The organism is Corallococcus terminator, from assembly GCF_049194865.1.
Classification (GTDB): Bacteria; Myxococcota; Myxococcia; order Myxococcales; family Myxococcaceae; genus Myxococcus; species Myxococcus terminator_A.
Map to the genome: position 1 here is coordinate 117,700 of NZ_JBLZWL010000129.1, position 25,192 is coordinate 142,891.

Below are 25,192 nucleotides of genomic sequence, written 5' to 3' on the forward strand. Positions count from 1 at the left end.
GCCACGGGCGCCTCCCTCCTGACGACGGCCGCTTCCTCGCCCGGCGGGGTCACGTCCTTCGGGCTTGCAGATGGTTAACGGCGGCGTTAAATATTGCCTGAATCGGAAACGAAGTTCGTCGCCAGGAGACACGCCATGAAGAAGGTTCCAGAGGGCTGTGCGCGCATCACCCCCGGGCTGTTCTATGTGGATGCACCGGCCGCCATCGACTGGCTGGAGAAGGCCTTCGGCTTCCAGACGCGGCTGAAGGTGGAGGGCGGGCCGGGCGTCATCGTCCACTCGGAGCTCGTCTTCGGCGAGGGCGTCATCATGGTGGGCTCGCTCAGCGCGAAGTACCCGGGGCGCACGCCGACGGCGGTGGGAGGCACCAGCGCCGCGTACCTGATGCTCTACGTGGATGACGTGGACGCGCACTGCGCGCGGGCGAAGGCCGCGGGCGCGAAAATCACCCGGGAGCCGGAGACGACGAACTACGGCGAGGACTACTGGACGGACCGGAGCTACGGCGCGGAGGACCTGGAAGGCCACGCGTGGTGGTTCGCCCAGCGCGTGAAGGGCTGAGCGTCGGAGCCCTCGCCCATGGGAGCCGCCCGACGTCTCGACGACACCTTCGCCGCCCTGGCCGACCCCACCCGCCGGGGCGTCATCGACCTGCTGCGAGAGCAGCCCCGGCGCGCCGGTGAGCTGGCCGCCGCCTTCGACATGTCGCCTCCGGCCATGAGCCGGCACCTGCGAGTGCTGCGCAAGACAGGACTCGTCGAGGAGGACGCCGTGGAGGACGATGCCCGCGTCAAGCTGTACCGGCTGCGGCCGGAGCGCTTCTCGGAGCTGCGTGCGTGGCTCGACGAGGTGGAGGCCTTCTGGGGTGACCAGCTCCAGTCGTTCAAGGAACACGCCGAGCGCACGCGCGGCAAGAAGCGGCCCTGAGCCGCCCTGCGAGGCCCGACATGACGATGGAGCAGACCGCCCGCGTGACGACCTTCCTGGAGGTGGAGCCCGAGGTCGCCTTCACCGTCTTCACCGAGGAGACCAACCTCTGGTGGCGCCGGGGGCCTCGCTTCCGGGGCTCCCATGCCGCCGACAGCGTGGTGCGCTTCGAGGGCGGCGCCGGAGGCCGCCTCGTCGAGGAGGACGGCGCCGGCGTCTTCGAGATTGGCCGCGTGCTGACGTGGGAGCCCGGCGCGCGGCTGCGCTTCGAGTGGCGCGGCCGGAACTTCGCGCCCGGCGAGCTCACCCAGGTGGACGTGCGCTTCGAGCCCTCTCCAGGCGGAACCCGCGTCGTCCTGGAACACCGAGGCTGGGAGGCCCTCCGCCCGGACCACCCCGTGCGCCATGGCCAGGACGTCTCCGCCTTCCTCGCGATGATGGGCATGTGGTGGGCGGGCCTCGCCACCGCGCTGCGCTCCCAGGCCGCGAAGGCGACGCCCTCCGTGGATTGATTGCCTGAAAACCGCCACGGCGTATTTTTTCAACAATATCCACTGTGAGTACGTATGCTGTTGAGCCTCCAACACAGGGGGCAACAGTCATGGCGGAGAATCCGTACTGGCACTGGAATCGTGTCTTCCTTTGGCTGCTGCTCCTGGGGCTGGCCTGCACCCAGGCTCCGGCGGGAGGAGGCGCGGAGGCACCTCCCGCGGAGAGCCTGGGCACCCAGGAGTCCCGCGCGGTGACGTCCTCCTACCTGGACCTGCGGCTGCGCGTGGGGCGGGGCGTGGCGGTGGGGCGCACCTGCGGCGCGGCGAACGAGGTGACGCCCGCGTGCGGCGGTGGCAGCGGCCCGGACCTGAGCTTCCACTTCATCGCTCCGTATGACGGCAGCTACACCTTCGTCACGGACCCGCTCGACACCACGGACTACGACACGGTGGTGCAGGTGACGGACTGGCACAGCAGCGCCTCGCTGGGCTGCAACGACAACGCCTCGGCCTCCACGCTCACGTCCTCCGCGGTCCTCAACCTGGCGCGCAACCAGGAGGTGCGCATCACCGTGGACGGCAAGAACGGCTCCTGTGGCCGCTTCATGCTCAACATCCTCGTCGTGGAGTCCTCCTGCGGCCCCTGCAACACCCCTCCCGGGTCCTGCTTCTCCCCCTATGGCTCCTGCTCGGGGGCGACGTGTGTCTACGCGCCCCTGGCCGCCGGTGCCGTCTGCGATGACGGCAATGCCTGCACCCTCAACGACAAGTGTGGGGCGACCGGAGCCTGTGCCGGGCTGACGGTGGGCTGCAACAGCCCGCCCACCGCCTGCTTCACCAGCCCCGGAACCTGCAACCCCGCCACGGGCGCGTGCGCCTATGCGACGCGTCCCGCGGGCACGGCGTGCAACGACGGTGACTCGTGCACGAGCGGGGACACCTGCCAGGGCGGGTACTGCCACGGCGGTCCCCAGGTGTGCTGCTCCGGCGGTGGCGTGCTCTGCAATGGCGTGTGCTGCGCCCAGGGGGACTACTGCATGGGAGGGTCCTGCCGGCCGAAGTGCCGGTTGGAGACGGCCACGCTCACCCCGGAGAACCAGATGCTTCCCGCCTGTCCCATGGAGGTGTTCTGACAGTCCTTGCGTACTGGTGTGACGCAGCCGTGCGTACGGTTTGAACGCAGCATTTGTTTTGTCTCGCGTCCTTCCGCGTACCGGAAGGACGCACCCCGCGTACGCCTGGGACGCCAGAGGGGAGTGCAGTCTTGACGCACCCAGGGTCAATGGCTTGTGTGTCGCGGGTACTACTTATGTGTGTACGCGTGAGCTGGCTTATGTGGGTATTGTGGCTATTCCGATTATGTCTTGTAATTATTTGTTGAATCCTTCATAAGGGCGCGCGCTGCACAGAAGCGGTGAAACCAGTTGTGTCAATCCGAAGAGGGGGAGTTCATGGACAAGCGCGTGCGGCGCTCATGTCTTGCTTTTGCATCGATGCTGGCTCTGGCGGGCTGTAGCACGCAGGAAGACTTGCTGGAGGCGCCCCAGGCGTCCCAGCCCGCGCGGACCACTCCACTCCACTCAGAGCGCGCCGGTATCGGTCTGCTGCATCAGTCGGGTGAGAAGTCGCAGATGGCGGCGGTGACGGTGAACACGTTCCGTTCCCTCATCGTGACGGAGACAGCCATCCTCAACAACTTCCCCATGCGCGACGTGTTCACGCAGCTCACGGGGCAGGTCAATGTCCCGGGCGTGACTGCGCTGTCGCTCTTCCGCCAGTTCTGGGACACGCAGAACAACGGCCCGGGCCTCAACCAGGGCCAGCACTGCAACGACCAGGTCGTCAGCGGGCAGACCACCTTCAACAGCTTCCCGTACCAGTGCCGGACCGTCGAGGGGGCGCAGGCCACCCAGGACCCGTTCACCAACCCCGCCCTCGCCACCGGGTACAAGGCGGTGGGCTTGTTCAACCGCTTCGACCTGGCCCCCGCGGATGGCGCCAACTGCGGTGAGTATCGCATCGTCTTCGCGCGCAAGTCGGGCGAGAACAACGCCACGTCGCGCAACTTCATCATCTTCGAGGCCGTGCTGCCCAACCCCCACCTGGACGAGGGGCTGGACGGCTGCCTCCCGGTGGCGGAGTTCTGGTCCGGGCTGTCGAACGACCCGGACGCCAATTCGCGCTCGGCGAAGCTGCGCACCTTCTACTTCCAGGGCCTGCCGGGCTTCCGTCCCGTCGTCCACGTGGACAACTACGGCGCGGACCCGGCCACCATCGCGGGACAGATTCGCACCAACCAGTTCCTGCAGAGCAACTGGCTCTTGCGTGAGTTCAAGCTGCAGAAGACCTGCAACGCGGGCACCTGCACCTCGCTCAAGGCCATCATCTCCACGGACAAGGTGAACCCGTTCGGCGGGCTGTTCAGTCCGACGTCCACCCACGCCCGCGCGGCGGACTTCCGCTTCTTCTTCGAGACGCAGGTGGAGGCGCTGGCGCGCAACGACATCAACCTGTTCAACATGGACGTGCAGGACCAGTTCAACGGCGGCCAGAGCGACGCCCAGGGCGGCGAGAACAACTACACCGGCCAGTTCGGCAACAACCCGTCCGCGCTGCGCACGCTGATCCAGAACGAGCTGGACCGCATCGGCAGCCCGCTGGCGCCCATCAACATCGTCGCCCGCGCCAAGGCGCTCTCCTGCGCCGGCTGCCACGACCTGAGCAACAGCAATCCCCTGGGCGGCGGCCTCGTCTGGCCCAACTCGCTGGGCTTCACCCACGTCAGCGAGCAGACCGAGAACGGTCCCGAGGGCATCCGCTTCCGCATCTCCCCGGCGCTCAATGACGTCTTCCTGCCTCACCGCAAGGCCGTCTTCGAGGAGTACCTCAGCCGTCCGCGCCCGTGCCACCACGTGTGCCGGCCGGGCAATCCCATCCCCACTCACTGCTCGCCGTGCGCGGCGGCCGTGTGCGAGGGCGACCCGTTCTGCTGCACCGGCAGCTGGGACTCCATCTGCGTGGACCAGGCCGAGGATATCTGTGAGCTGACCTGCAACTAGCCCCGGCGGGACGCCCGCGCGTCCCTTCGTGGCCAGTCGGTGGGTCAGCGGGTCAGGGCAGGTGGGCCTGACTCCGAGTCTTCAAGGGCCCCCTCCTCGTCGGTGAGGAGGGGGCCCGTCTCAAGAGAAGTCGTCTCGTGCGTTGTGGTTGTCGTTGGCAAAGGCAGTCCACTGCAGCAGAGGGGGTTACAAATGAAGCCGTACTCGCGTTTCTCGGTGCCTGTTTTCGCGGCCCTGCCGCTCGTTGCGTTCGCGACGTCTGCCTGGGCCGGAGCGTTGCGCTCCCCGGACCGGGGGTTGGACAGCGCGACCCTGGTGGAGGATTCGCGGTACATGCATCGCGTCCTCGGGGAGAAGTCCCCGGTGATGGGTGACGGTATCGCCATCGACCTGGCCGACCCGGGCCAGTACCGCTTCGTGATGAACCGCCTGCGTGGCTCCGGCAAGACGGCCAGCAACTCGCCCAAGCTGTTCGCGCGGCTGGGGCTGGCGCGCGAGAAGGCCCTGGCGAGCAAGTCCGCTGGCACGGAGGCGCGTGGCGCGTCCCTGGTGAACAACTGGGGCTGTGACCACTTCCTGAGCATCAACCGCGGCGCGAACGCCGGCGCGGTGCGCACCTACGAGAGCAACCCCTGGGCCGCGTGTGTCAACGGCGCCAGCTACGTGTACACGGACATCGTCGCCTTCAACTCGAACAACGCGGAGACGCAGACCACGGTCGTCGACTCGGCGTCCGGCGAGGAGTACGCGGCCGGCCAGAGCTTCGACGACGTCATCGTCCGTCCGGCCATCCCCATCAACATGGACCGGCAGGTCGTCCTCGATTCGATGATGATCGCCATGAACGAGAACACGGGCGAGGAGGTCGTCACCTTCGCGCGCGGCAAGTCCAGCACGACGACGGGCGGCGCGGACCTGGCGATGGACCACCCCCGGCTGTCGGTCCCCACGAGCGGGAAGGTCGCCACGGAGCTGTGTCTGATGCGCGGCGGCATCGACTGTGACTACGCCGCGGTGGGCAACACGCTGGCGCCCTCGGGCGGCGGCACGCCGACGAGCGTCGCGATGCGCAACATGGCCATCACCACGAGCTGGGTGGGAGACGCCACCAACAACTTCGCGGTGACGCCGCCCTGGGACTTCTCGAAGATCTACGTGCCCACCCAGTTCACCTTCAACGCGGGCAGCAAGGCCGGCGTGGCCTGCGTCATCCGGGAAATCCTCGATGGCTCCAAGATTCGCCTGGTGAAGCCCATCACCGGCGGCACCTGCCGCTCCGAGCTGTCCCTGCGGACGGTGCTGGCGGGCTCCGTCGGCAACCAGACGGCCACCGTCAAGATGCTGGGCGACTTCACGCGCGAGGCGCCCGTCGCGGGCACCACCGAGGATTGCAGGTCGCAGACCATCATCAACCAGGCGGTGGAGTACGTCATCACGGTGAGCACCAAGGTGAACTGCGGCACCGCGACGGACACCTACGCCACGGTGACGGTGCGTTCGATGAGCGACCCGCGCTATCGCTACGGCGTCATGGTGTGGAACAGCTGCATGGCCGAGGGCACGAAGGTGGCGCTGGCCGACGGCAGCATCGTCAACGTGGAGGAGGTCAAGCGCGGCGACCGGATGGTGACCAACGACAAGGGCGAGACGCTGACCGTGCGCGACATCCAGGTCGGCGGCGAGCTGGACCCGATGGTGAACCTGCGTGACGACAAGGGCCACGCGGTGAGCCTCACCGACAAGCACCCGGTCATCATGGCGGACGGCAAGGCCGTGGCCGCGGGCAAGCTGAAGGTCGCCGACCGCGTCAGCACCCGTGATGGTGTCGCCACGCTGACGTCCGTCACCCGCGAGAAGTACGCGGGCAAGGTCTACAACTTCAGCCTGGGCACCAAGGCGGAGCTGGCGCGCGCGGGCAAGGGCGCCAACACGCTGTTCGCCAACGGCTTCCGCGTGGGCGACAACGAGATGCAGGGCGAGCTGACGGCGCCCGTGGCCGACTCCCGCCAGCTGCTGGAGCGTCTGCCGGCCTCGTGGCACCAGGACTACCAGCGCTCCTCGTCGTTCGTGGCGGGCCAGCGCTAGTCCCAGGGCTCCGTGGTGAAAGAGCTTCCGGGCCTGCTCCCCTGAGCAGGCCCGGACCCGGCGCCCCACTCGCGACTCATCGCGGGTGGGGCGTCCTCATGTCGAGACAACAGGTCAGTCAACCCGGCAGTGGCAGGAGCGCGGATGCGAAACACGGTCGTCGTGAGCGTGCTGGTGGTGGTGGGTCTGGGGCTTTCGGCGTGTCGTGAGGACCCGTCCCCGCCGCCTCCTCCCCACTTCTGTCCGGAGCGCCCCGCTCGCCAGGAGCCCAGGCCCGGTCAGGCGCCGCTGCTGGTGCGCGCGCACCCTCGGCTCCAGGCGATGCTGGCCAGGCGCGAGCGCGGGACGCTGACGGCGCTGGCCCGGCCCCAGGACGCGGGGGAGGTGGGCGTGGAGGGCAGGGCCTGGTGGGCCTCGCCCTGCTTGATGGGCACGCCGGGCCTGGAGACGGCGACGCCCCGGGTGGCGGTGGCCGGGGATGGCCGCGCGATGACGGTCTGGACGGAGAACGACGGCCTCCACCAGGCGCTCTGGTTCAGCGAGTACCTCCCGGAGACGGGCTGGACGTCCGGGGCGGCGGTGGGGTTGTGGCGCGACTTCCCGGAGGCCGCGCTTCGGGTGCGGCAGCCCCAGCTGGTCGCCGACGGGCAGGGCCGCATGCTCGCGATATGGCTGCAGCAGGAGGGCCCCGCGGCGGAGCTGATGTGGTTCTCCCTGCACACGCGCGGCGAGGGGTGGAGCAAGCCGGACCGCGTGCTGACGCGCCCGCCAGGAGACGCGACGCACCTGGAGGTGGTTCGCGACGCGGCTGGCACTGTCACGGCCGCGTGGACGCGGTTCGACGGGGACACGTTCAGCGAGAATGTCTGGGTGACGCGCGGCTCGCCGGAGGCGGGCTTCGAGGACGCGCGCCGCATCGACACGCCCGTGCCGGGCTTCTCCCTGGAGCCGCAGCTGTCCGTCAGCGCTGACGGACACGTGGTGGTGGGGTGGACGCGGTTCGATGAGCTGGAAGGCATTGGCATGACCTGGTTCAGCCGGTGGACGCCCGCCGAGGGGTGGAGCGCCGCGGAGCGCACCAGCCCGGACGGCGTGGAGAGCTTCTACGCGGAGCCGCTCGCGGGCCCCGGGGGCGCGGCGCTCGCGCTGTGGAGCGAGCTGGGCCCGGTGAACGTGGAGCTGTGGGCACGGCCCTTCGTGCCCGGCACCGGCTGGGGCGAGGCCCAGAGGGTGGAGGACGCGCTGGGCTCCTCCGGCATGGCGCAGGCCAGCCTGGAGATGGGCGGACGGGCCATGGTGGTCTGGCCCCGCGCCCGGTCCGGCTTCGTCCGACTGTCCGCCCAGCCCTATGACTTCGCGCGCGGCTTCGGCGAGCGCCAGGACGTGGACGCGCAGCCCCTCACCCTGGGCAAGGCCCAGGACCCGCAGGTGGTGTCCCTGAGCCGCAACCAGGCGCTCGTCGTGTGGTCCCACCAGTTGGTGGCCGGCCACCGCATCGCCACCAGCCGCTACTCCTTCAACCGGGGGTGGGGCAGGGCGCTGCTGCTCGACACCGCGCCTTCCTCGCGGAGCGGCCACCCCCGGCTCTCCGTGGGGCCCACGGGCGTGGGCGTGACGACGTGGTTGCACGGCGGCGAGCTGCCGGGCCTGGGCGTCAGCGTGTTCCAGTAGTCGCCGCACGCGCGCGTTGCCTCGGAGCGGCGGCTGGTCTTTCCTGCCGGGCGATGCCTGGTGAGTTCGACTTCATCCGCCGCTTCCTCCGCCACTTCCCCAAGGCCCGCGTGCCGGTGGGGCCAGGTGACGACTGCGCGGTGCTCGCGCCGTCGCGCGGCGCGCTGTGTGTCACCACCGACGCCGTGGTGGAGGACGTGCACTTCACCCGCGCGGGCTTCTCCCCGGCGGACATCGGCCACAAGGCCCTGGCGGTAAACCTGTCCGACGTCGCCGCCATGGGCGCCACGCCGCGCTGGTTCGTCTGCGCGCTCGCGCTGCCCCGCGACTTCCCGCCCGCCCACCTCTCTGGAATCGCCCGGGGCATGGCCGCGCTGGCGCGCGAGCACCGCGTGGACCTGGTGGGCGGCAACTTCACCTCCGCGCGCGAGCTGTCCGTCACCGTCACCGCCACGGGCGAGCTGTCCCGTCCGCCGCTCACCCGCTCGGGCGCTCGGCCTGGGGACTGGCTCTATGTGTCCGGCACGCTCGGCGACGCGAGGCTGGGCCTGGTCCACCTGAAGGCCGGCCTGACGCGCGGCGCCTCCGTGCGCCGCCAGCGCCGCCCCGTTCCTCGTGTGGCCCTGGGCCAGCTCGCCTCGCGCTTCGCGTCCGCTGCGCTGGATGTTTCCGATGGACTTGCACAAGACCTGGGTCACTTGTGCACCGCATCTGGCGTGCGAGCGACGGTGGAGCTGGCGCGTCTGCCCATGTCGGCGGCGGTGCGGAGGGAGCTGGGGCCGGAGGGGGCGCTGGCGGGGGGCGAGGACTACGAGCTGCTGTTGGCGGTGGCGCCAGGGCGCGGCCGGGCATTCGAGCGGGCGTGTGCTCGGGGCGGGCACGTCGTCACGCGGGTGGGCGTGCTTTCAGAGGGCGCGGGGTGGGTGATCCACGATGAAATGGGGCGCGCGGTGCGCCGGCCGGGCGGGTTCGACCACTTCCGGTAGCATCCCGGGTGGATTGACCCTGCCCCACAGCAAGGCTAAACCCAGGTCGCTTCCGCACCTCCCCCGAAAGCATCCCGTGCGCCGTCCCCTACGTGACGACACTGCCCCAGGCCTGACCCCTCGTCGCGAGCCCGTGCAACGGCTGCTGCGCGCCGTGGACGGCCCCCGTTCGACCAAAGAGGTCTCCCTCCACCGGAGGATTCTCAATGGCTATGTGGTGCTGGGGCTGCTGCTCACCGTCTGGATGTTCACCTCGGACGTGCTCTTCCGGGAGCTGAGCCCGGGCCCCGCGTTGTGGAAGGACGCGCTCCGGGTGGGCGTGGCCATCTTCATCACCGGCGCCGCGGCGGCGCTGCTGCCCTCGCTGCTGGCGCGCGTCACGCGCGTGAAGGTGCTCAGCCGCTCCGCGTATGAGATTTCGCAGGGTGACTTGTCCAAGCCGGTGGCCGCCGAGGGTGGCCGCACGCGCGACGAAATCGACGAGCTGACGGGCGCCATCATCCGCATGCAGGAGAACCTGCGCGAGCTGGTGGGCAAGATTCAGGAGACGGCGAAGAGCGTGGCGGACACCGCCATCGACCTGCAGCGCTCGGCGGAGAACGTCAACGGGTCCACGGAGGAAGTGGGCTCGTCGATGAACATCATCGCTGGGGGCGCGGAGTCGCAGTCGCAGCTCGTGTCGAAGGCCTCCAAGGTCATCACGGAGATGGCCAGCAGCATCCAGCGCACGACGGGCAGCGCCGAGGACGCGGCGCGCACGACGGCGGAGACGAGCAGCGCGGCGGAGGACGGCTCCAAGGCGGCGCGGCTGGCCGGCGACAAGGTGAAGAAGGTCTTCAACCGAATCGAGTCCGCCAGCCAGCAGGTGTTCGCCTTCGGCGAGAAGACGCAGGAGATCTCCAAAATCGTCGACGCGATTACCCAGGTGGCGCAGCAGACGAACTTGCTGGCGCTCAACGCGACGATTGAAGCGGCGCGCGCGGGTGAGTACGGCCGCGGCTTCGCGGTGGTGGCCGACGAGGTGCGCAAGCTGGCGGAGAGCGCGGGCCGCTCCGCCGAGCAGATCTCCAAGCTGGCGCGGGATATCTCCGGACAGTCCACCTCCGTGGTGAGCGCCATGAAGGAAGGCATCGCGGAGCTGGCCGAGGGCCGCGAGGACCTCACCAACATCGTGCGCTCCATGACCGCCATCACCGAGACCATCCGCAAGGGTTCGGAGAAGGTGCACCTCATCTCCGAGAGCGCCCGCGAGCAGCACAAGGGCAGCGAGGAGATGGTGAAGGCCATCGAGGAGATCAAGCTGGTGGCGCGCAACAACGCCGCCTCCACGGAGGCCATCCAGTCCGTCATCCAGGAGCAGACGGCCGCCGTGTCGCGCATGACGTCGCTGGCCAGCGAGCTGACCAACCTGTCCGTCGAGCTGCAGAGCGTGGTGCGCAGCTTCCGTCTGGGGCCATGAGCAAGTCCTCCGCTTCGTCGTCCGAGGCCGCGCTGCGGGCGGTGGAAGTCCGCCTGCGCGAGGTCATGCTGGCGTTTCCCGACGTCACCGAGGAGTTTCCGTGGGGCCACCGCACGGCCAAGGTGCGGGGGAAGATGTTCGCCGTCCTCGTCCTGGATGACCGGGGACTGCACGTCACCACCAAGCTGCCCCAGTCCAGCGAGGCGGCGCTGATGCTCCCCTTCGCCGAGCCCACCGGCTACGGCCTGGGCAAGAGCGGCTGGGTGACGGCGCGCTTCGCCCCCGGCGAGGTGGCTCCGGTGGAGCTGCTGTCCCTGTGGATTCGCGAGAGCTTCAACGCCGTGGCGCCCAAGGCGCTGACCGGTGGAAGCAAGGGTAACAAGGCGCCGCGTGCGTCCCAGGTGAAGAAGTCCGCCACGGCCAGGAAGAAGGCCGTGTCAGTCGGGAAGAAGCCCACGTCGGCGGTGAAGAAAGTCGCGCCGGCCTCGAAGAATTCGAAGGCGGCGCCCGGGGTGAAGAAGCCCCGCACGGCGCGGCGCGCCACTGCGGCCCGCCTGAAGCAAAGCTGATACAACACGACCTCTGTGCGGCACGTCATCTTCCGGGTGGAGAAGGAGCGCTACGGGCTGCCACTGTCGGCGGTGCGGGAGGTCGTCGTGCCCCCGGAGCGGTTCACCCGTGTGCCCCGAGCGCCCCCGGCGATTACAGGGGTGATGAACCTGCGGGGCCGGGTGGTGACGGTGGTGGAGCTGCGTCAGCTGCTGGGGTTGCCGGACGGTGCCACGCCGCCCTCCCGCGTGGTTCTTCTGGACCGGGGCCGGAGGGATCTGGGACTGTTGGTGACGGACGTGGATGGAATCGAGGCGGTGGAGCGAGTGAGCACGGCACCGGGCAAGTTGACGCCGGCCATCCGTGGCGTTGCTCGGCTGGGCGGGCTGGGAGTGACCGTGTTGGATCCAGAGGGTCTGGATGCCGCGGTGGTTGCCTTGTTCACCCATTCCAAGTGAGTAGCCCCCTGGAAAGCGCGGGTGATAGTGTCCGCGCTCCTCTAGGATAGGCGATTCGGAGGCGGAGTTCTTCACATGGCTAAGCGGGTCCTGGTCGTCGACGATGCCATCTTCATGCGCAACATGATCAAGGACATCTTCGCGTCTGGAGGGTTCGAGGTCGTCGGCGAAGCGGCCAACGGTCTGGAGGCCGTGGAGAAGTACAAGGAGCTCAAGCCTGACCTCACCACGATGGACATCGTGATGCCCTTCAAGAGCGGCATCGAGGCCACGCGGGAGATCATCAAGCACGACAGCAGCGCGGTGGTCATCATGTGCTCCGCGCTCGGGCAGGAGAGCCTGGTGATGGAGGCCATCGAGGCGGGTGCCTCGGACTTCATCGTCAAGCCGTTCCGGGCCGAGGATGTGCTGGCCGTGGTGAAGAAGGTCCTGGGAGAGGCGTGAGCGGCATCGCCTCCGGGCGGTTTCGCGGCGCTTCCTGACGAGGTCGGGCCATGACGATGGACATGTCCCGCTACCTGGGCCTCTTCATCTCGGAGGCCACCGAGCACCTCGAGGCGCTCGGGCGGGACCTGGTGCAGTTGGAGCGCGAGGGCTCCTCGAGCTCGGTGGACTCGATGTTCCGCCATGCCCACTCGGTGAAGGGCATGGCGTCGTCGATGGGCTTCGAGCCCATCGCCATCGTCGCGCATCGGGTGGAAGACCTGGTGGACGCCGTGCGGCAGGACCGTGGCCGGCTGGACCGGGACCTGGTGGACCTGCTGCTGAGTGCCTCGGACACGCTGCTGGCGCAGGTGCGCGCCGTGGCCGATGGCCGTCCCCCGGATGATGCGACGGCGCTGCTGGCGCAACTGGGTGTCCGCGTCACGGCGATGACGGGCCATGCGCCCACCGCCACCCGCGTCGCCAAGGTCACCGTGAACAAGCCCGAGGACCCCGAGGGCGGAGGGGACTCCGGCTCGGGTTCATCGGGCAGCGGCGGCGCGGGCCCCGCGTCCGGCTCCGGCTCGTCGGGCAGTGGGGGCGCGGCCCCTGCGTCCGGTGCCGGCACGGACTCGTCGGGCAGCGGTGGTTCGGGCTCCTCGGGAGCCGGCTCCACGGGCTCCGCGCCTTCGCCTTCCTCCGAGTCTGGCTCGGGCGGAGGCGCGGCCGGGTCGTCGGCTCTCTCGACGGAGGTCGGCTCCGGTGGAGTGGCGGGCCCGGGGGGCGACACGCCCTCTGGCGCTCAGGCCTCGGGCGCGCTGGACGCGCCGCCTCGGCTGACCGTGTTGGAGAACGGCGCCGGTGGCGTTCGCGAGGTGCTGGGCATCGGCGCGCCTCCGGCCTCCGGCAACGGCAGCGCGCCCACGGCGACCCCGCCGGTGCTCACCGAGGCGCTGGTGGCCGACCTGGGGACGGCGCTCAAGGCGGCCTCCGGTGGCCCGCTGCCCGGAGAGGTCTCCGCCGACGGCCGCGCCACCCAGCGCTGGGCGGTGCGGCTGCGCATCTCCCCCACGTGCCAGGTGCCCGGCGTGCGCGCCTTCCTGGTGCACAAGCGGCTCACCAACCTGGGCACGCTGGTGGACCTGCGGCCCGCGCTGGAGGAGCTGAAGGCCGGGCGAATCCCAGACGGCTACATCCAACTGGAGATTGAGACGTCGGTGGGCGAGGCGGGCATCCAGGCCTCGCTCAAGAACGTGGCGGAGGTGGACGTCGTCTCGGTGAAGCCGGCCGTGGCCATCGCGCTGCCCGTGGTGGTTCCCACGGCGGCGGCTGAAGGCGGCCGTGTCTCGGGTGACTCCTCGTCGCGCACGGTGCGCGTGCGCACGGAGCTGCTCGACTACTTCCTCGACACGGTGGGTGAGCTGATGCTCGCCACGGCGCGCCTGCGCGAGGTGGGCAAGGTGCTGCCGGAGAACGTGCGGCCCGTGCTGGACGAGGGCGTCTACCGGCTGCACACGCTGGTGAAGGACCTGCACGACAAGGTGATGTCGGCGCGCATGACGCCGCTGTCGCTCATCACCGACCGGCTGCCCCGCGCGGCGCGCGACATCGCCCGCCGCAAGGAGCGCGAGGTCGACCTGGTCATCACCGGCGCCGAAATCGAGCTGGACCGCGCCATCCTCGACGAGCTGTCGGACCCGCTGCTGCACCTGCTGCGCAACTGCATCGACCACGGCCTGGAGTCCCCCGAGGAGCGCATCGCCGCGAAGAAGGGCCCGCGCGGACGCGTGCTCGTGGCCGTCAAGCGAGCCAGGGACCGCGTCATCATCGAGCTGGAGGACGACGGCCGGGGCATGAACCCCGCGAAGCTGAAGGCCGCGGCGGTGGCGCGTGGACTGCTTCCGCCCGAGGTCGCCACGCGGCTGACGGACCGGGAAGCGTTCATGCTGTCGTGCCTGCCGGGCGTGTCCACGGCGAAGGACATCACGGACATCTCCGGCCGGGGCGTGGGCATGGACGCCGTCAAGCGCGTGGTGGAGAGCGTGGGCGGCACGCTCGAAATCGACAGCGAGCCGGGCCGGGGCACGCGCTTCACGCTGCGGCTGCCGCTGACGGTGGCGGTGGTGCACCTGCTGCTGGTGGAGGTGGGGGACGAGGTCTTCGGCCTGCCCATCGCCAAGGTGGTGGGCGCCACGGAGGCGGACGGCGACGCGCTCAGTCGCAGCCGGGAGACGGCGCTCCTGCCGCATGGCAACTCGCTCTTGCCCGTGCATGCGCTGGACACGCTCGTCGGGGTGCCGACGCCGGGCATGCGGGGCGTGCGGCCCTTCGTGGTGATGGAGGGTGACTCCGGCCGGGTGGCGCTGGGCGTGGACCGGCTCCTGGGGCAGGAGGAAGTGGTGCTCAAGCCGCTGTCCCGGCCGTTGGATTTGTTGCCGGGGCTCTCCGGTGTGACCATCCTCGGAAGCGGCCGTCCGGTCTTCATCCTGGATGTGCCGAGGTTACTCTCCGCGTGAGCTTTCCCCTTCCCAGCGACGCGCAGCTCGATGCCCTGCGCGAGGTGGCCAACATCGGCTGCGGCCATGCCGCCAACGCCCTCTCCCGGCTGATGGGCGGGCGCCAGGTGGACCTGTCCGTCCCTCGCGTGGTGCTCACCGGCCCGGCGGACGCCGTGGGGTTGTTGGGCGGCGACGCGCCCGCGGTGGCGGCCTGGCTCGCCATCACCGGCGCGCTGCGCGGCGTGTTGATGCTGGCGATGCCGCTCGCGGACGGAAACGCGCTGGAGACGCTGCTGCTGGGTGGGCAGGAGACCGGGCAGGCCGAGCGCGACAGCGCGGTGTCGGAGGCCGCCAACATCGTCGCGAGCGCCTGCCTGTCCGCCATCGGCAAGCTGACGTCGTGGCGGCTGATGCCGTCGGTGCCCACCCTGCGCCGGGACTCGGCGCGGGCGCTGGTGGACGCGGCGGTGGCCCAGGTGGAGGGCGACGCCACCCGCGTGGTGGTGCTGGAGGCGCGCTTCATGGCGTCGGCGACGCCTCCGGTGAGCGGGCAGCTGCTCCTGGTGCTGGAGCGGGAGAGCTCCCGGGCGCTCCTGGCGCGGCTGGGCGTGTAGCCCGTTTCGGAGTAGACGGGCCCCATGGATGAGAAGGCGCTGAAGCAGCTCCTGGGGAGCGTGAAGTCGGGCCGCGTCTCGGTGGATTCGGCCGTGGGCAAGCTCAAGGATTTGCCCTTCGCGGAGCTGGGCTACGCGACGCTCGACACCCACCGCAACCTCCGCTTCGGCTTCCCGGAAGTGGTGCTGGGGGAGCCGAAGACGCTGGAGCAGCTGCTGGGCATCGTCGGCGCGCTGGTGGAGCGCAAGCAGACGGTGCTGGTGACGCGGCTGCAGCCGGAGAAGGCCGAAGTCCTCGTGTCGCGCTTCCCCAAGGGGCTGTACCACCCGGTGGCGCGCATCTTCCATCTCAAGCAGGGCAAGGTGCGCTCGGGCAAGGTGGCCGTCGTCACCGCGGGCACCAGCGACATCCCCGTGGCGGAGGAGGCCGCCGTGACGGCCGAGGCCATGGGCGCGGAGGTGCGGCGCGTCTACGACGTGGGCGTGGCGGGCATCCACCGGCTGTTGCGGCGCCGGGAGGAAATCCAGGAGTGCCACGTCGCGGTGGTGGTGGCCGGCATGGAAGGGGCGCTGGCGAGCGCGCTGGGGGGCCTGGTCGGCATCCCCGTCGTCGCGGTGCCCACGTCCGTGGGCTACGGCGCCAACTTCAAGGGCCTGTCCGCGCTCCTGGCGATGGTGAACTCGTGCGCCTCCAACGTGGCGACGATGAACATCGACAACGGCTTCGGCGGAGGCTTCTACGCGGCCCTCGTCTCGCGCACCAAGGGGCGGCGGTGAGCGCCATGCGACGCATCCTCTACCTGGAGCCGGTGGGTGGCATCGCCGGGGACATGTTCCTGGCGGCGGGCATCGACCTGGGCCTGGCGCCCGAGGCGATTGAAGCCGCGCTGCGCGGCCTGAGCGTCCCGGGGTGGAAGCTGGCGGTGAGTCGCGCCGTGCGCCACGCCATCAGCGGCACCCACCTGGACGTGGTGCTGGACACGCGCGAGGCGCACCCGCACCGTGCCTACGCGGACATCCGCCACCTCATCGAGTCCGCGTCCACGCTGTCGCCTCGCGTGAAGGAGCGCGCGCTCGCGGTGTTCCGTGCCATCGGCGAGGCCGAGGCGAAGGTCCACGGCGTGTCCATCGACGACATCCACTTCCACGAGGTGGGCGCGGTGGACTCCATCGTCGACATCTGCGGCGCGGCGGTGGTGCTGGAGTTGTTGGGCGACCCGGAGGTCCACGCGGCGCCGCCCCCGCTGGGCAGCGGCTCCATCCGCGTGGCGCACGGCACCATGCCCATTCCGGTGCCGGCCACGCTGGAGCTGCTGCGCGATGTGCCCGTGCGCTTCGAGGGCGTGGGCGAGCTGACGACGCCCACCGGCGCGGCGCTGCTCAAGGTGCTCGCGCACATCGGCCATCCTCCCGACTTCATCGTGGAGAAGGTGGGCTACGGCGTCGGCACCAAGGACTTCAAGGACAGGCCCAACGTGCTGAGGGCCTCCCTGGGGCGCATGGAGGCGACGCGCTCGGAAGGGCTGTGGGTGGTGGAGGCCAACCTGGACGACGCCACGCCGCAGCTGCTGGGGCACCTGGTGGAGCGGCTGCTCGCCGTCGACGCGCTGGATGCGTGGGTGACGCCCGTGGTCATGAAGAAGAGCCGCCCCGGACACCTGCTGAGCGCCCTGGTGGAAGGCGGCCTTCGCGACAAGGTGGTGGACACGCTGCTGCGCGAGTCCACCACGCTGGGCGTGCGCTACCACCGCGTGGAGCGACAGGCGCTGGAGCGCGACTGGGTGGAGGTGGAGACGCCGTGGGGCCGGGTGCGCGTGAAGCGCGGCCTGCGCGAGGGCGCCGTGCTCAATGCCCACCCCGAGTTCGAGGACTGCCGCCGCGTCGCCGAGGCCGCGGGTGTCCCGCTCAAGCAGGTGGTCGCCGCCGCGCTGGTGGCGCTCGGCCTCCCGAGCTGAATCGCGCTGTCACCCCAGGCCGCGAAGCCCCTCGCGGCCACCTGACGGATGAACCGTGGGGCACGGCCATGCGAAAACATTCTCGCTGGTTTGTTTAAAGCAAGAGGGGGGAGCTTCCATGACTGATGCAATCCGTAGAGGCCTGGGGCCGGTCATCCGGACTGTCGCGAACGCCGCCATCGAGAAGACGGTGCCGCCGCCGCTTCAGCCGGTGGCCAAGGCGGCGATGAACTTTGGGGTGTCGTCGTTCGAGCAGGCGAATCGCTCGCGCTCACGGGTGTCGCTGGACGTTCCGCCGCCGCCTCCACCCGCCGAGGCTTTTGGAGGGGGGCAGGGTAACGCCACGCTGGAGGTGGGCGACAAGCTCCAGGTGGACTCGGGGATTGGGGTGAATCTGCGCGCGAGCCCGGACGCGTCCTCGGCGGACCTCGGTGGCTTCAACAATGGGGCCCGACTGGAGGTCATCGCGCCGCCTCAAGGCTCGCCGGAGCAGGCCGGGTTCGTCTACGTGCGCGGGCCCGATGGGAGCACGGGCTGGGTGAGCACGGAGTTCACCCGGGAGCTGACGGAGGCCGAGGCGGCCCAGGCGCCGGTGGCGGCGGGAGTCCCTGGCTCCGACAACACGGAGGCCGCGGCGGAGTACCAGGACGTCTACGTGGACCAGTTCGGCGCCGAGGGTGACGTGGGCGGCGACGGCGAGAACGCCAACTGTGGCCCTTCCGCCACGCTCACGGCGCTGCGCAACGAGGGCCTGGAGATTCCGGCCATCCCCGACCTCGTCACCACGACGGGGCAGGGCACCACGGGCGCGGACGTGCAGGCGGTGCGCTACTGGGGCAACCATGAGAACGACTCCGGCGATGACGGCGTCGGCACGAATGACCAGGGCGAGGTCGTCTACGCGCTGGGGGAGAACGGGAGCTTCACCGGCACCACGGACATCGAGAACGCGGTGACGGCCGCGGGCGGCACCTTCTACCGGCCGGGGACGAATCCGGAGGCCATCGCGGAGGCCATCCGCGACGGCAGCACGGTGGTCGTCTCCGGCTCGTTCTTCGAGTACTCGTCCGCGACGGACCAGACGCCCGAGGCGCTGAGGGCTCCCGAGGGCCGCGTCTACGTGGACGCCAACGGCGACAGCCTCCCCGACGCGAACGCGGCGGGTGAGTTCACCCTCGCCACCGAGAAGAAGACGGACACCTGGGCGCAGGGAGGTGGCGCCATCGAGCACTTCGTCGCCGTGGTGGGCATGACGGACGAGGGCAACTTCATCGTGTGCGACCCCGCGCATCCCTCGAAGGCGCCCATCGAGGTGTCTCCCGAGAAGCTCGATGCGTTCATGCGTGGCAACCGCAGCGCCGTCGCCATCGACGGTCCGACGACCGAGGCCGAGGCCGCGTAGTCGCGAGGAGCCACAGGTCCGGGGGCCGTCCTTCGCCAGCACGGCGGGGCACGGGCACCCGGGCCTGTCATCGCCAGCGCCTGAACCGGGCTCGCCACGGGGTGAACAGCAGGGAGAGGAAGCACAACATCCCGATGCCCACCCCGCGCACGCTGCCCTGGCCGAGGCGAATCAGCCCGAACGACAGCCCGACATAGCCCACCACGACGAGGCACCGCGCGAGCGTCGAGGGCAGCAGCGCCAGCAGCCCGGTGCCCACGGTGGAGTGACGCGCGAAGATGCGCCACGCGCCGTGCTGCTGCTCCTCCTCGCGCAGCTTCTGGAGGAGGAACGCGTAGCGCTCCGCGTCTTCTCGACGCTCCTGCTCCAGGCGCTGGAGTCCGTCTTCCCGCTCCACGCCTCGCTGCTTCGCGCGCTGCTCTCGCTGCTCGCGCGCGCGCTGCTCCCTGTATTCGAGCTGCTCGGGCGTCCCCAGGTCCGCGCCACACTGCTGGCAGTGCTTCGCATAGCGGCCGTTGTCCGACGCGCAGACGACGCAGCGGGGAAAGTCCGGCCCGTCGTCCTCCGTGGTGTCGGGCCGCTGCTCCAGCACCATGGGAGGCTGGGCCTTGAAGCGCTCCAGGTGCGCCTCCGGGACGTCGCCCTGGGGCAGCGCGCCGCGCTCGGCGATGTCCTCGAAGCGACGTCCTCCATCTTGGAGCTGAGGCGTCACGTCCCGCTTCGCGCGCTCGCCCCGGTCCTTCTCCAGGTGGAGGAAGCGCGACAGCTTGGAGCTCATGTCGCCCTCTGGGGCAGGACTCTCCCGGAGGACGCTGGCCGCGTGCGGCCTCGGGCCCAGTCGCGCAGCCGGCGAATCTCGTCGTGCATCGTCACCGACAGCGGGAAGGTGTCCTTGATGGTGCGCACCAGGTGCTGCTGGGCCAGCTCGGTGTTCTCCGCGAAGGCTTCGTAGAGCCCGGCCACCACCACCTGCTCGATTTCGGCGCCGCTGAAGCCCTCGGTGAGCGTGGCCAGCTCCTTCGTCGAGAAGCCCTCCGGTGCCCGCTTCCGGCGTCGCAGGTGGATGCGGAAGATGTCCTCGCGCTCGGCCTGTTCGGGCAGGTCGATGAAGAAGATTTCGTCGAAGCGTCCCTTGCGCAGGACTTCGGGCGGCAGTCCGTCGATGCGGTTGGCCGTGGCCACCACGAACACCGGCGCCGTCTTCTCCTGGAGCCACGTCAGCAGGGTGCCGAAGACGCGCGCTGACACGCCGGTGTCCCCCGCGCCAGAGGAGGCCACGCCGGACAGCCCCTTCTCGATTTCGTCCACCCATAGGACTACCGGCGCCACGCTCTCCGCCACGCGGATGGCCTTGCGCAGGTTCTCCTCGGAGGAGCCAATCAGCCCGCTGAAGATGCGGCCCATGTCCAGCCGCAACAGCGGCAGGTTCCAGTGCGCTGACACGGCCTTCGCGGTGAGGCTCTTGCCGCAGCCCTGCACGCCCAGCAGCAGCAGGCCCCGAGGCTCGGGCAGACCGAACTGGCGGGCCCGCTCGCCGAAGGCCGCGGTGCGCTGGCTCAGCCACCCCTTGAGGCTCTCCAGCCCGCCCACGTTCCCCAGCGTCTCATCGGGCGGGTAGTACTCGAGCAACCCGCTCTTGCGAATCACCTGCCGCTTCTCGTCCTGGATGCGCTTGATGTCCTCGGGGCCCAGCTTGCCGTCATGCGCGATGGCCTTGGCGAAGGCGTTCTCCGCCTCGGCCATGGTCAGCCCCATCGCCGCCTTGATGAGCTGGTCGGCGTGGTCCCGCGACAGGTCGATGGTGGCTTTGTTCGTCCGCCGCACCACCGCGACAATCTCTTTCAAGAGCTGGAGCAGGTCGTTGTACCCGGGCATGGGTACGTCGATGACCGAAATCTCCTTCTCCAGCTCCACGGGGATGAGCAGGGTGGGCGACAGGAGGATGACGGTGGTGAAGGTGCTCTTGAGGAAGTGCGCCAGCTCGCGCAGGGCGCGCACCACGCCTCGGTCCTCGAGGTAGGGATGGAAGTCCTTGAGCACCACCAGCGCGGGCTCGCCCAGCTTCTCGATGGCGGCCATCGCGTCGATGGGGTTGCGCGTGTCCTCGGGCAGGGGCGCGGTGCGCGAGGTGCCCATGTTGCGCAGGCCCCGGGTGATGGACCAGGTGAAGAGGGCCTTGCCGTGCGCGCGCGCCAGCTCCGCGAGGATGGCGTCCACGCGGTGCTCCTCCCACGAGACCAGGTAGAGCAGCGGGTAGCGAGCCCGCACGAAGATGTCGAGCTCCTCGAGCCACGGCTCGGCGGGGCGGGGGACGCGGGCGCTGCCGGGGGAGAAGGACGACATGTGCCCGGTACTTTAGTGGGCACCGCGCGGAAGCGAAAACACGGGTGCCCACATACTGGCGTGAGACGGACAGGGCTCTGCGCGGGCTGGCCTGGCATGACCAGGGTGGGCCCTTGTCGCGGCGCGTCCTTCACCCCTCCGAAGTGGAAAGCACGTGGACCCTCCGGCCCTCCTCGTCGGAGCGGAGCGCCGCCGCGATGACCTCCTGCACGGTGGCGCCATCGTCCACGGTGGCGAGTCCGTCGCGAGGCGCACCGTGCAACAGGCCGAGGAATCGGCGCGCGCCTTCCTCGTGGGCGCGGGCCCAGGGCTCGGGCTCACCGGGGCGGGGCTCGACACCGGGGGCCACGTCCTTCCAGGTGCCGTGCTCGAAGGCTCGCACGGGGGAGATGCACCAGCCGCCGCGCGAGGGCACGTAGCCACCGGAGAAGCCCACCTCCCAGTCGTGGCCGAGCAGTGTCCATCCGCCGTGAAGCCCTGGCTCCGGACATGCGGCATGCGTGAGCACCAGCACGGCGCCGGAGGAGAGCCCCACGTGCAGCGCGGCGGTGTGCACGGGGCGGCCGGAGAGCGTGGCCTGCACCCAGCCGGGGGACTGTCCCGTCAGCCACAAGGCCGCGTCGATGACGTGGGAGAGACCGCCCCAGTCACCGGACTCGCCCGTGCGCGGAGCGTCCGTGGTTTCGTCGGCGATGGGCATGAAGCCGTTGCGCAGCGAGAGGACGAGGTGTCGCACGGCGCGGCCTTCGAGCCAGTGCTTCAGGGCTCGCAGGGGCGGCAGCATGCGATAGGGGAAATTGACGGCGCTGGGAGTCGGAGCCTCGCGGGCGCGCCGAGCCAGGAGGCGCGCGTCCTCGACGGTGCGAGCCAGGGGCTTCTCGCAGAACACGGCGCGACCGGCGTCCAGGGCGGCGAGCACGTGCTCGATGTGCACCGCGTCCGGGCTGGCGACCACCACCACGTCCACGGCGGCGCACAGCTGGTTGACGTCCGTGGTGGCCAGGGGAATGTGCTCTTGCTCGGCCACGGCTCGGGTGGTCACCGGGTCACGTCCGCACAGGGCCGCGATGTCCGCGCCTGCCGCGCGAAAGGCTCCCACGTGCATTCGCCCCCACTTCGTCCCGATGATTCCGATGCGCGCCATGGCGACACAGCCTGCCAGAGACGGCGGGCCGGGCGTGCACGCCTCCTCTTGGGACATGCCATGCTGCGCGCGCCGCCCGGCCTTCACGTCCGGGCTCGCCCGAGACGAGGCCCCTTGATGCAGCCCGTGGTTCCCTTGACCTCGCCGCCCTCCGCCGACTTCGTCGCTCCGTACTTCGCCCCCGTGCGCGGCACTCGCGAGGAGGCGCGTGTGCCGTTGATTCTCGCGGGGGTGCTGGCGCCCATCCTCGTCGCCACGCTGCTCCTCAGTCCCGAGGGCAAGCTCAACTGGCTGCTGGAAGTGGGGCCCGGGCTCGTCGGCATGATTGTCCTGGCCGCCACCTTCCGCCGCTTCCCGATGTCGCGCTGGGTCTACGTCTGCGTCTTCCTGCACGTCCTCGTCCTGACGTACGGCGGCTACTACACCTATGCGCTCACGCCCCTGGGCGACTGGGCGAAAGACACCTTCCACCTGTCGCGCAATCCCTACGACAGGCTCGGCCACTTCGTGCAGGGCTTCTTCCCCGCGTTCATCATCCGCGAGGTGCTCCTGCGCGCCACGCCCCTGCGGCGCGGCGGCTGGCTGAACTTCCTCACCGGCTCGGTGGCGCTGGCCATCAGCGCCGTCTACGAACTGCTGGAGTGGTGGGCCGCGCTCGCGTTGGACCCCGCGGGCGGCGACGCGTTCCTCGGCACCCAGGGCGACATCTGGGATGCTCAGTGGGACATGTTCCTCGCCCTCTGCGGCGCCATCGTCGCCATGGCCTTCTTCGGCCGCGCCCACCTTCGAAGCGTGGAGCGCCTGATGGAGCGCGCGAAGCTCACATCCACTTGAGCGAATAGCGCCGCACGTTGTTCCGGGGCGTCATCTTCGACTCCGTCACAATCTTCCCGAAGCCCATCAGGAAGCCTCGGAAGGTGCCCAGGAGCAGCGGGGCTGGCAGGCGCGAGCCGCTCTCCAGCTCCGCCGCCAGGGGCATGAAGGCCACGGTGCGCGTGGTGTCCGTCGCGGGCAAGTCCTTCACCAGCGCGCGCAGCACCGAGTCGAAGTCGCTGAACACCTTCTCCACCGAGTCGAACCCCCGCGCCCGCGCCAGCGGCAGCGTGCGCATCGCCGAGCGCTGGGCGATGGCCTCCACCGCCCGGTCTCCCAACGCCACGTGCAGCTCCCCCGTCATGCGCACGTAGTCCTCCCACGCGTACCACGTGTCGTCACGCATGCTGTTGATGGTGCGCTGGTGCGCGGGAAAGCGCGAAGACGCTGCCGTCATCGCGCCGAGGATGGCCTTGAACCAGGCGCCCTGGATTTCGCCGGACATGAGTTGCTCCCCTGACTGGCAAGCACTCCACCCGCGTGGCCCCTCACGAACCAGAGGGGACCCCACGCGGGCGTGCACGGCACGACGCTCGCGAGCGTCGAGGACAGGTCTTCCGTCTCCCGGTGGATGCTCCGCGCGTGCTGCGGACGACACCCGCGCGGGAGCGCTACGCGGGCAACCGCACCTGCACCCGCGTGTGCCCCGGCTCGGAGAGCACGCGCACGTCGCCGCCGTGCCGCTCGACGATGCGCCGGCTGATGTCCAACCCCAGCCCCGCCGCGTTCGGCTTCGTGCTGAAGAAGGGCTCGAAGATGCGCGGCATCAAGTCCCGTGGAATCCCAGGCCCGTCGTCCGCGACCTCCGCCACCACCTGCCCGGCCTCCGTCCAGGTGCGCAGCTTCAGCGTCCCGCCGCGCTCACCCAGCGCCTCCAGCGCGTTCAGCACCAGCTGCGTCCACACCTCGTCCAGCGCGGCACCCTCCGCGCGCAGCTTCGGTGCCTCCCGCTCGAACTGCCGCTCCACGGTGACGTGGCCGCCCTCCAGGCGGTGGCGCAGCGCGACCAACGCGTTCTCCAGGCCGTCGTGCACGTCGACCTCCGTGGCCGGCCTCCGGTCGATGAAGCTGTACGCCTTCACCCCCTCGACGAGCGCGGAGACGCGGGCACTGCCGCGCTCCACCTCCGCCAGCAGCACGTCGCCGCTCACCGCGGCCACCAGCCAGGACAGCGTGTCCCGCAGCAGCGCCTCGCCCACCCGGCGCGCCACGGAGTCCAGCCAGTCCACGTCCAGCCCGGACGCCACCAGCGCGGGCGCGACGTCCCACGCGTCCGACATGCCGCGAAGCTCCAGCCACGTGCCCACTTCCTCCTCGCGCCGCGTCCGCGCGAGCGGCTCCAGCGCGGGAGTGGCCCGGCCCCGGTCCGCGGCCTCCCGAGGCAACGCGAGCAGCGCGCCTCGCTGCGCGGAGGACAGGCCGTGCTGCCCCAGCGCCATGGCCCGCGCGGACACCAGGCGCAGCGTGTCGCGCAGCCGCATCGCGCTCCGGTTCGCCGCCGTCGCCGGGTTGCCCAGCTCCGGCGCGAGCCCCGCCACCATCTGCCCCGGCGTCGCCGGCCCGGGCTGCTGCGTGGACACCACCTCCTGCGGCTGGGTGCGCTGGGCCGCGACCTCCATGAGCCCCCGTCCCAGCGAGGGCGCCAGGCGCAGCAGCTCCCAGAAGGCGGCGGGCTCCAACCTCAGCAAGCGCACGTCCGTCTGCGCGTGGCCGGTGGTGGGGTAGGGCGAGTTCAGGAAGAGGATCAGCTCTCCGAAGATGTCGCCCGCCTCCAGCGCGCCCGTGGGGGCATCCTGGTCTCCCACCCGGCGGGACCACACCGTGCGCCCTTCGAGGATGACGGACAGTCCGTCGGCGGGGTCTCCCTGCGCGGCGACCCGAGTCCCGGCGGTGAAGTGAAGCTGGCGCCCGTGACTGGCCACCCAGTGGAGCTGCTCGTCGCCCAGCCGGGAGAACAACGGAACCCGGCGCAGCGCTGTGACGATGTCCTCGCTTCCCATGTCCCTTCGATGCTGCCTGGGTCCGAGGAAGGGTGTCCATCTCCGGATGACCCCGTGGACCCGGAATCGACATGGACTCTGGGATGCAAGCACTGTAGGCGCCCGGCGCCTCCGGGCCCGTGAGTGGCCCTCCGCGACAGGGAGCAGGCAGCCTCCGCCCGTCAGTCCGGCTCCTGGCCGCCGCATGTCCGGCCGGGCGGCGGACGACGGAGCGCGCGAGGCAGCGGGCCCCGTCCGAGGGATGCATTGTTGGGG

Annotated in this window: 23 protein-coding genes; 18 read left to right on the top strand and 5 right to left on the bottom strand. The window is 70.3% G+C overall.

Annotated elements, in window-relative coordinates; translation table 11 throughout:
• Positions 1-135 precede the first annotated feature (135 nt).
• The 17 genes from ACN469_RS38345 (at position 136) to ACN469_RS38425 (ending at position 18,577) form a co-directional block, all read left to right on the top strand.
• Positions 136-561, top strand: coding sequence for a VOC family protein (locus tag ACN469_RS38345; protein WP_498776426.1), 426 nt, complete (start codon positions 136-138; stop codon positions 559-561).
• Between the two features lie 18 nt (positions 562-579).
• Complete coding sequence (locus ACN469_RS38350; protein ID WP_163864103.1) at positions 580-927, top strand: ArsR/SmtB family transcription factor; 348 nt, start codon at positions 580-582, stop codon at positions 925-927.
• Positions 928-947: 20 nt separating this feature from the next.
• Positions 948-1,439, top strand: coding sequence for an SRPBCC domain-containing protein (locus tag ACN469_RS38355; RefSeq protein ID WP_498776428.1), 492 nt, complete (start codon positions 948-950; stop codon positions 1,437-1,439).
• An 89-nt stretch (positions 1,440-1,528) separates the two neighbouring features.
• The gene (locus tag ACN469_RS38360; RefSeq protein WP_498776430.1) at positions 1,529-2,551 is read left to right on the top strand and encodes a hypothetical protein; all 1,023 of its coding nucleotides are present in this window, start codon (positions 1,529-1,531) and stop codon (positions 2,549-2,551) included.
• A gap of 318 nt (positions 2,552-2,869) precedes the next feature.
• Positions 2,870-4,477, top strand: coding sequence for a hypothetical protein (locus ACN469_RS38365; protein WP_498776432.1), 1,608 nt, complete (start codon positions 2,870-2,872; stop codon positions 4,475-4,477).
• A gap of 333 nt (positions 4,478-4,810) precedes the next feature.
• Positions 4,811-6,562, top strand: coding sequence for a Hint domain-containing protein (locus tag ACN469_RS38370; RefSeq protein WP_498776434.1), 1,752 nt, complete (start codon positions 4,811-4,813; stop codon positions 6,560-6,562).
• A gap of 144 nt (positions 6,563-6,706) precedes the next feature.
• Positions 6,707-8,233, top strand: a complete 1,527-nt coding sequence (locus ACN469_RS38375; protein WP_498776436.1) for a hypothetical protein — start codon at positions 6,707-6,709, stop codon at positions 8,231-8,233.
• Between the two features lie 53 nt (positions 8,234-8,286).
• The gene (thiL, locus tag ACN469_RS38380; protein WP_498776438.1) at positions 8,287-9,219 is read left to right on the top strand and encodes a thiamine-phosphate kinase; all 933 of its coding nucleotides are present in this window, start codon (positions 8,287-8,289) and stop codon (positions 9,217-9,219) included.
• Between the two features lie 133 nt (positions 9,220-9,352).
• Complete coding sequence (locus tag ACN469_RS38385; protein WP_498776440.1) at positions 9,353-10,678, top strand: methyl-accepting chemotaxis protein; 1,326 nt, start codon at positions 9,353-9,355, stop codon at positions 10,676-10,678.
• Positions 10,675-11,247 carry an MmcQ/YjbR family DNA-binding protein gene (locus tag ACN469_RS38390; RefSeq protein ID WP_498776442.1) on the top strand — a complete coding sequence of 191 codons (573 nt, stop codon included), beginning with the start codon at positions 10,675-10,677 and terminating at the stop codon, positions 11,245-11,247. The genes ACN469_RS38385 and ACN469_RS38390 overlap by 4 nt, the downstream gene beginning before the upstream one ends.
• A gap of 15 nt (positions 11,248-11,262) precedes the next feature.
• Positions 11,263-11,685, top strand: coding sequence for a chemotaxis protein CheW (locus ACN469_RS38395; protein WP_498776444.1), 423 nt, complete (start codon positions 11,263-11,265; stop codon positions 11,683-11,685).
• A 75-nt stretch (positions 11,686-11,760) separates the two neighbouring features.
• On the top strand, positions 11,761-12,129 hold the full coding sequence (locus ACN469_RS38400; protein ID WP_015352829.1) for a response regulator: 369 nt from the start codon (positions 11,761-11,763) through the stop codon (positions 12,127-12,129).
• 50 nt (positions 12,130-12,179) lie between these two features.
• Entirely contained in the window at positions 12,180-14,624 is a 2,445-nt protein-coding gene (locus tag ACN469_RS38405) for a chemotaxis protein CheA (protein ID WP_498776446.1), read from the top strand.
• Complete coding sequence (locus tag ACN469_RS38410) at positions 14,621-15,220, top strand: chemotaxis protein CheC (protein ID WP_498776448.1); 600 nt, start codon at positions 14,621-14,623, stop codon at positions 15,218-15,220. Before ACN469_RS38405 ends, ACN469_RS38410 begins: the two co-directional genes overlap by 4 nt.
• Before the next feature lie 24 nt (positions 15,221-15,244).
• Entirely contained in the window at positions 15,245-15,997 is a 753-nt protein-coding gene (larB, locus tag ACN469_RS38415; protein ID WP_498776450.1) for a nickel pincer cofactor biosynthesis protein LarB, read from the top strand.
• A 5-nt stretch (positions 15,998-16,002) separates the two neighbouring features.
• Positions 16,003-17,175, top strand: coding sequence for a nickel pincer cofactor biosynthesis protein LarC (larC, locus tag ACN469_RS38420; protein ID WP_498776452.1), 1,173 nt, complete (start codon positions 16,003-16,005; stop codon positions 17,173-17,175).
• 118 nt (positions 17,176-17,293) lie between these two features.
• Positions 17,294-18,577 (top strand): SH3 domain-containing protein, encoded by a 1,284-nt coding sequence (locus ACN469_RS38425; protein WP_498776454.1) that lies wholly within the window; start codon positions 17,294-17,296, stop codon positions 18,575-18,577.
• Positions 18,578-18,644: 67 nt separating this feature from the next.
• Here the strand turns inward: ACN469_RS38425 and ACN469_RS38430 are convergent, their stop codons facing one another.
• From ACN469_RS38430 to ACN469_RS38440, 3 genes are all read right to left on the bottom strand, one after another.
• A complete protein-coding gene (locus tag ACN469_RS38430; protein ID WP_498776456.1) occupies positions 18,645-19,355 on the bottom strand; it encodes a hypothetical protein in 711 nt (236 codons plus the stop codon).
• On the bottom strand, positions 19,352-20,920 hold the full coding sequence (locus tag ACN469_RS38435) for a Ycf46 family AAA ATPase (RefSeq protein WP_498776458.1): 1,569 nt from the start codon (positions 20,918-20,920) through the stop codon (positions 19,352-19,354). Before ACN469_RS38435 ends, ACN469_RS38430 begins: the two co-directional genes overlap by 4 nt.
• Before the next feature lie 130 nt (positions 20,921-21,050).
• Positions 21,051-22,064 (bottom strand): Gfo/Idh/MocA family protein, encoded by a 1,014-nt coding sequence (locus tag ACN469_RS38440; RefSeq protein ID WP_498776460.1) that lies wholly within the window; start codon positions 22,062-22,064, stop codon positions 21,051-21,053.
• 117 nt (positions 22,065-22,181) lie between these two features.
• On the opposite strand from ACN469_RS38440, the gene ACN469_RS38445 reads away from it, so the two are divergent.
• A complete protein-coding gene (locus tag ACN469_RS38445) occupies positions 22,182-22,898 on the top strand; it encodes a DUF2238 domain-containing protein (RefSeq protein WP_498776462.1) in 717 nt (238 codons plus the stop codon).
• Here ACN469_RS38445 and ACN469_RS38450 read toward each other — a convergent pair.
• Positions 22,885-23,382, bottom strand: a complete 498-nt coding sequence (locus ACN469_RS38450) for a hypothetical protein (RefSeq protein ID WP_498776464.1) — start codon at positions 23,380-23,382, stop codon at positions 22,885-22,887. The genes ACN469_RS38445 and ACN469_RS38450 overlap by 14 nt on opposite strands.
• Positions 23,383-23,548: 166 nt before the next feature.
• Entirely contained in the window at positions 23,549-24,937 is a 1,389-nt protein-coding gene (locus ACN469_RS38455) for an ATP-binding protein (protein ID WP_498776466.1), read from the bottom strand.
• Positions 24,938-25,192: the final 255 nt, after the last annotated feature.

What these genes read in the sequence shown, in the direction of transcription:
- ACN469_RS38440 (WP_498776460.1), bottom strand. Translation starts at nt 22,064, where the DNA reads ATGGCGCGCATCGGAATCATCGGGACGAAGTGGGGGCGAATGCACGTG.
- ACN469_RS38345 (WP_498776426.1), top strand. Translation starts at nt 136, where the DNA reads ATGAAGAAGGTTCCAGAGGGCTGTGCGCGCATCACCCCCGGGCTGTTC.
- ACN469_RS38355 (WP_498776428.1), top strand. Translation starts at nt 948, where the DNA reads ATGACGATGGAGCAGACCGCCCGCGTGACGACCTTCCTGGAGGTGGAG.
- ACN469_RS38375 (WP_498776436.1), top strand. Translation starts at nt 6,707, where the DNA reads ATGCGAAACACGGTCGTCGTGAGCGTGCTGGTGGTGGTGGGTCTGGGG.
- larC (WP_498776452.1), top strand. Translation starts at nt 16,003, where the DNA reads ATGCGACGCATCCTCTACCTGGAGCCGGTGGGTGGCATCGCCGGGGAC.
- ACN469_RS38360 (WP_498776430.1), top strand. Translation starts at nt 1,529, where the DNA reads ATGGCGGAGAATCCGTACTGGCACTGGAATCGTGTCTTCCTTTGGCTG.
- thiL (WP_498776438.1), top strand. Translation starts at nt 8,287, where the DNA reads ATGCCTGGTGAGTTCGACTTCATCCGCCGCTTCCTCCGCCACTTCCCC.
- ACN469_RS38455 (WP_498776466.1), bottom strand. Translation starts at nt 24,937, where the DNA reads ATGGGAAGCGAGGACATCGTCACAGCGCTGCGCCGGGTTCCGTTGTTC.
- ACN469_RS38365 (WP_498776432.1), top strand. Translation starts at nt 2,870, where the DNA reads ATGGACAAGCGCGTGCGGCGCTCATGTCTTGCTTTTGCATCGATGCTG.
- ACN469_RS38370 (WP_498776434.1), top strand. Translation starts at nt 4,811, where the DNA reads ATGCATCGCGTCCTCGGGGAGAAGTCCCCGGTGATGGGTGACGGTATC.
- ACN469_RS38450 (WP_498776464.1), bottom strand. Translation starts at nt 23,382, where the DNA reads ATGTCCGGCGAAATCCAGGGCGCCTGGTTCAAGGCCATCCTCGGCGCG.
- ACN469_RS38405 (WP_498776446.1), top strand. Translation starts at nt 12,180, where the DNA reads ATGACGATGGACATGTCCCGCTACCTGGGCCTCTTCATCTCGGAGGCC.
- ACN469_RS38430 (WP_498776456.1), bottom strand. Translation starts at nt 19,355, where the DNA reads ATGAGCTCCAAGCTGTCGCGCTTCCTCCACCTGGAGAAGGACCGGGGC.
- larB (WP_498776450.1), top strand. Translation starts at nt 15,245, where the DNA reads ATGGATGAGAAGGCGCTGAAGCAGCTCCTGGGGAGCGTGAAGTCGGGC.
- ACN469_RS38445 (WP_498776462.1), top strand. Translation starts at nt 22,182, where the DNA reads ATGCAGCCCGTGGTTCCCTTGACCTCGCCGCCCTCCGCCGACTTCGTC.
- ACN469_RS38435 (WP_498776458.1), bottom strand. Translation starts at nt 20,920, where the DNA reads ATGTCGTCCTTCTCCCCCGGCAGCGCCCGCGTCCCCCGCCCCGCCGAG.
- ACN469_RS38425 (WP_498776454.1), top strand. Translation starts at nt 17,294, where the DNA reads ATGACTGATGCAATCCGTAGAGGCCTGGGGCCGGTCATCCGGACTGTC.
- ACN469_RS38390 (WP_498776442.1), top strand. Translation starts at nt 10,675, where the DNA reads ATGAGCAAGTCCTCCGCTTCGTCGTCCGAGGCCGCGCTGCGGGCGGTG.
- ACN469_RS38350 (WP_163864103.1), top strand. Translation starts at nt 580, where the DNA reads ATGGGAGCCGCCCGACGTCTCGACGACACCTTCGCCGCCCTGGCCGAC.
- ACN469_RS38400 (WP_015352829.1), top strand. Translation starts at nt 11,761, where the DNA reads ATGGCTAAGCGGGTCCTGGTCGTCGACGATGCCATCTTCATGCGCAAC.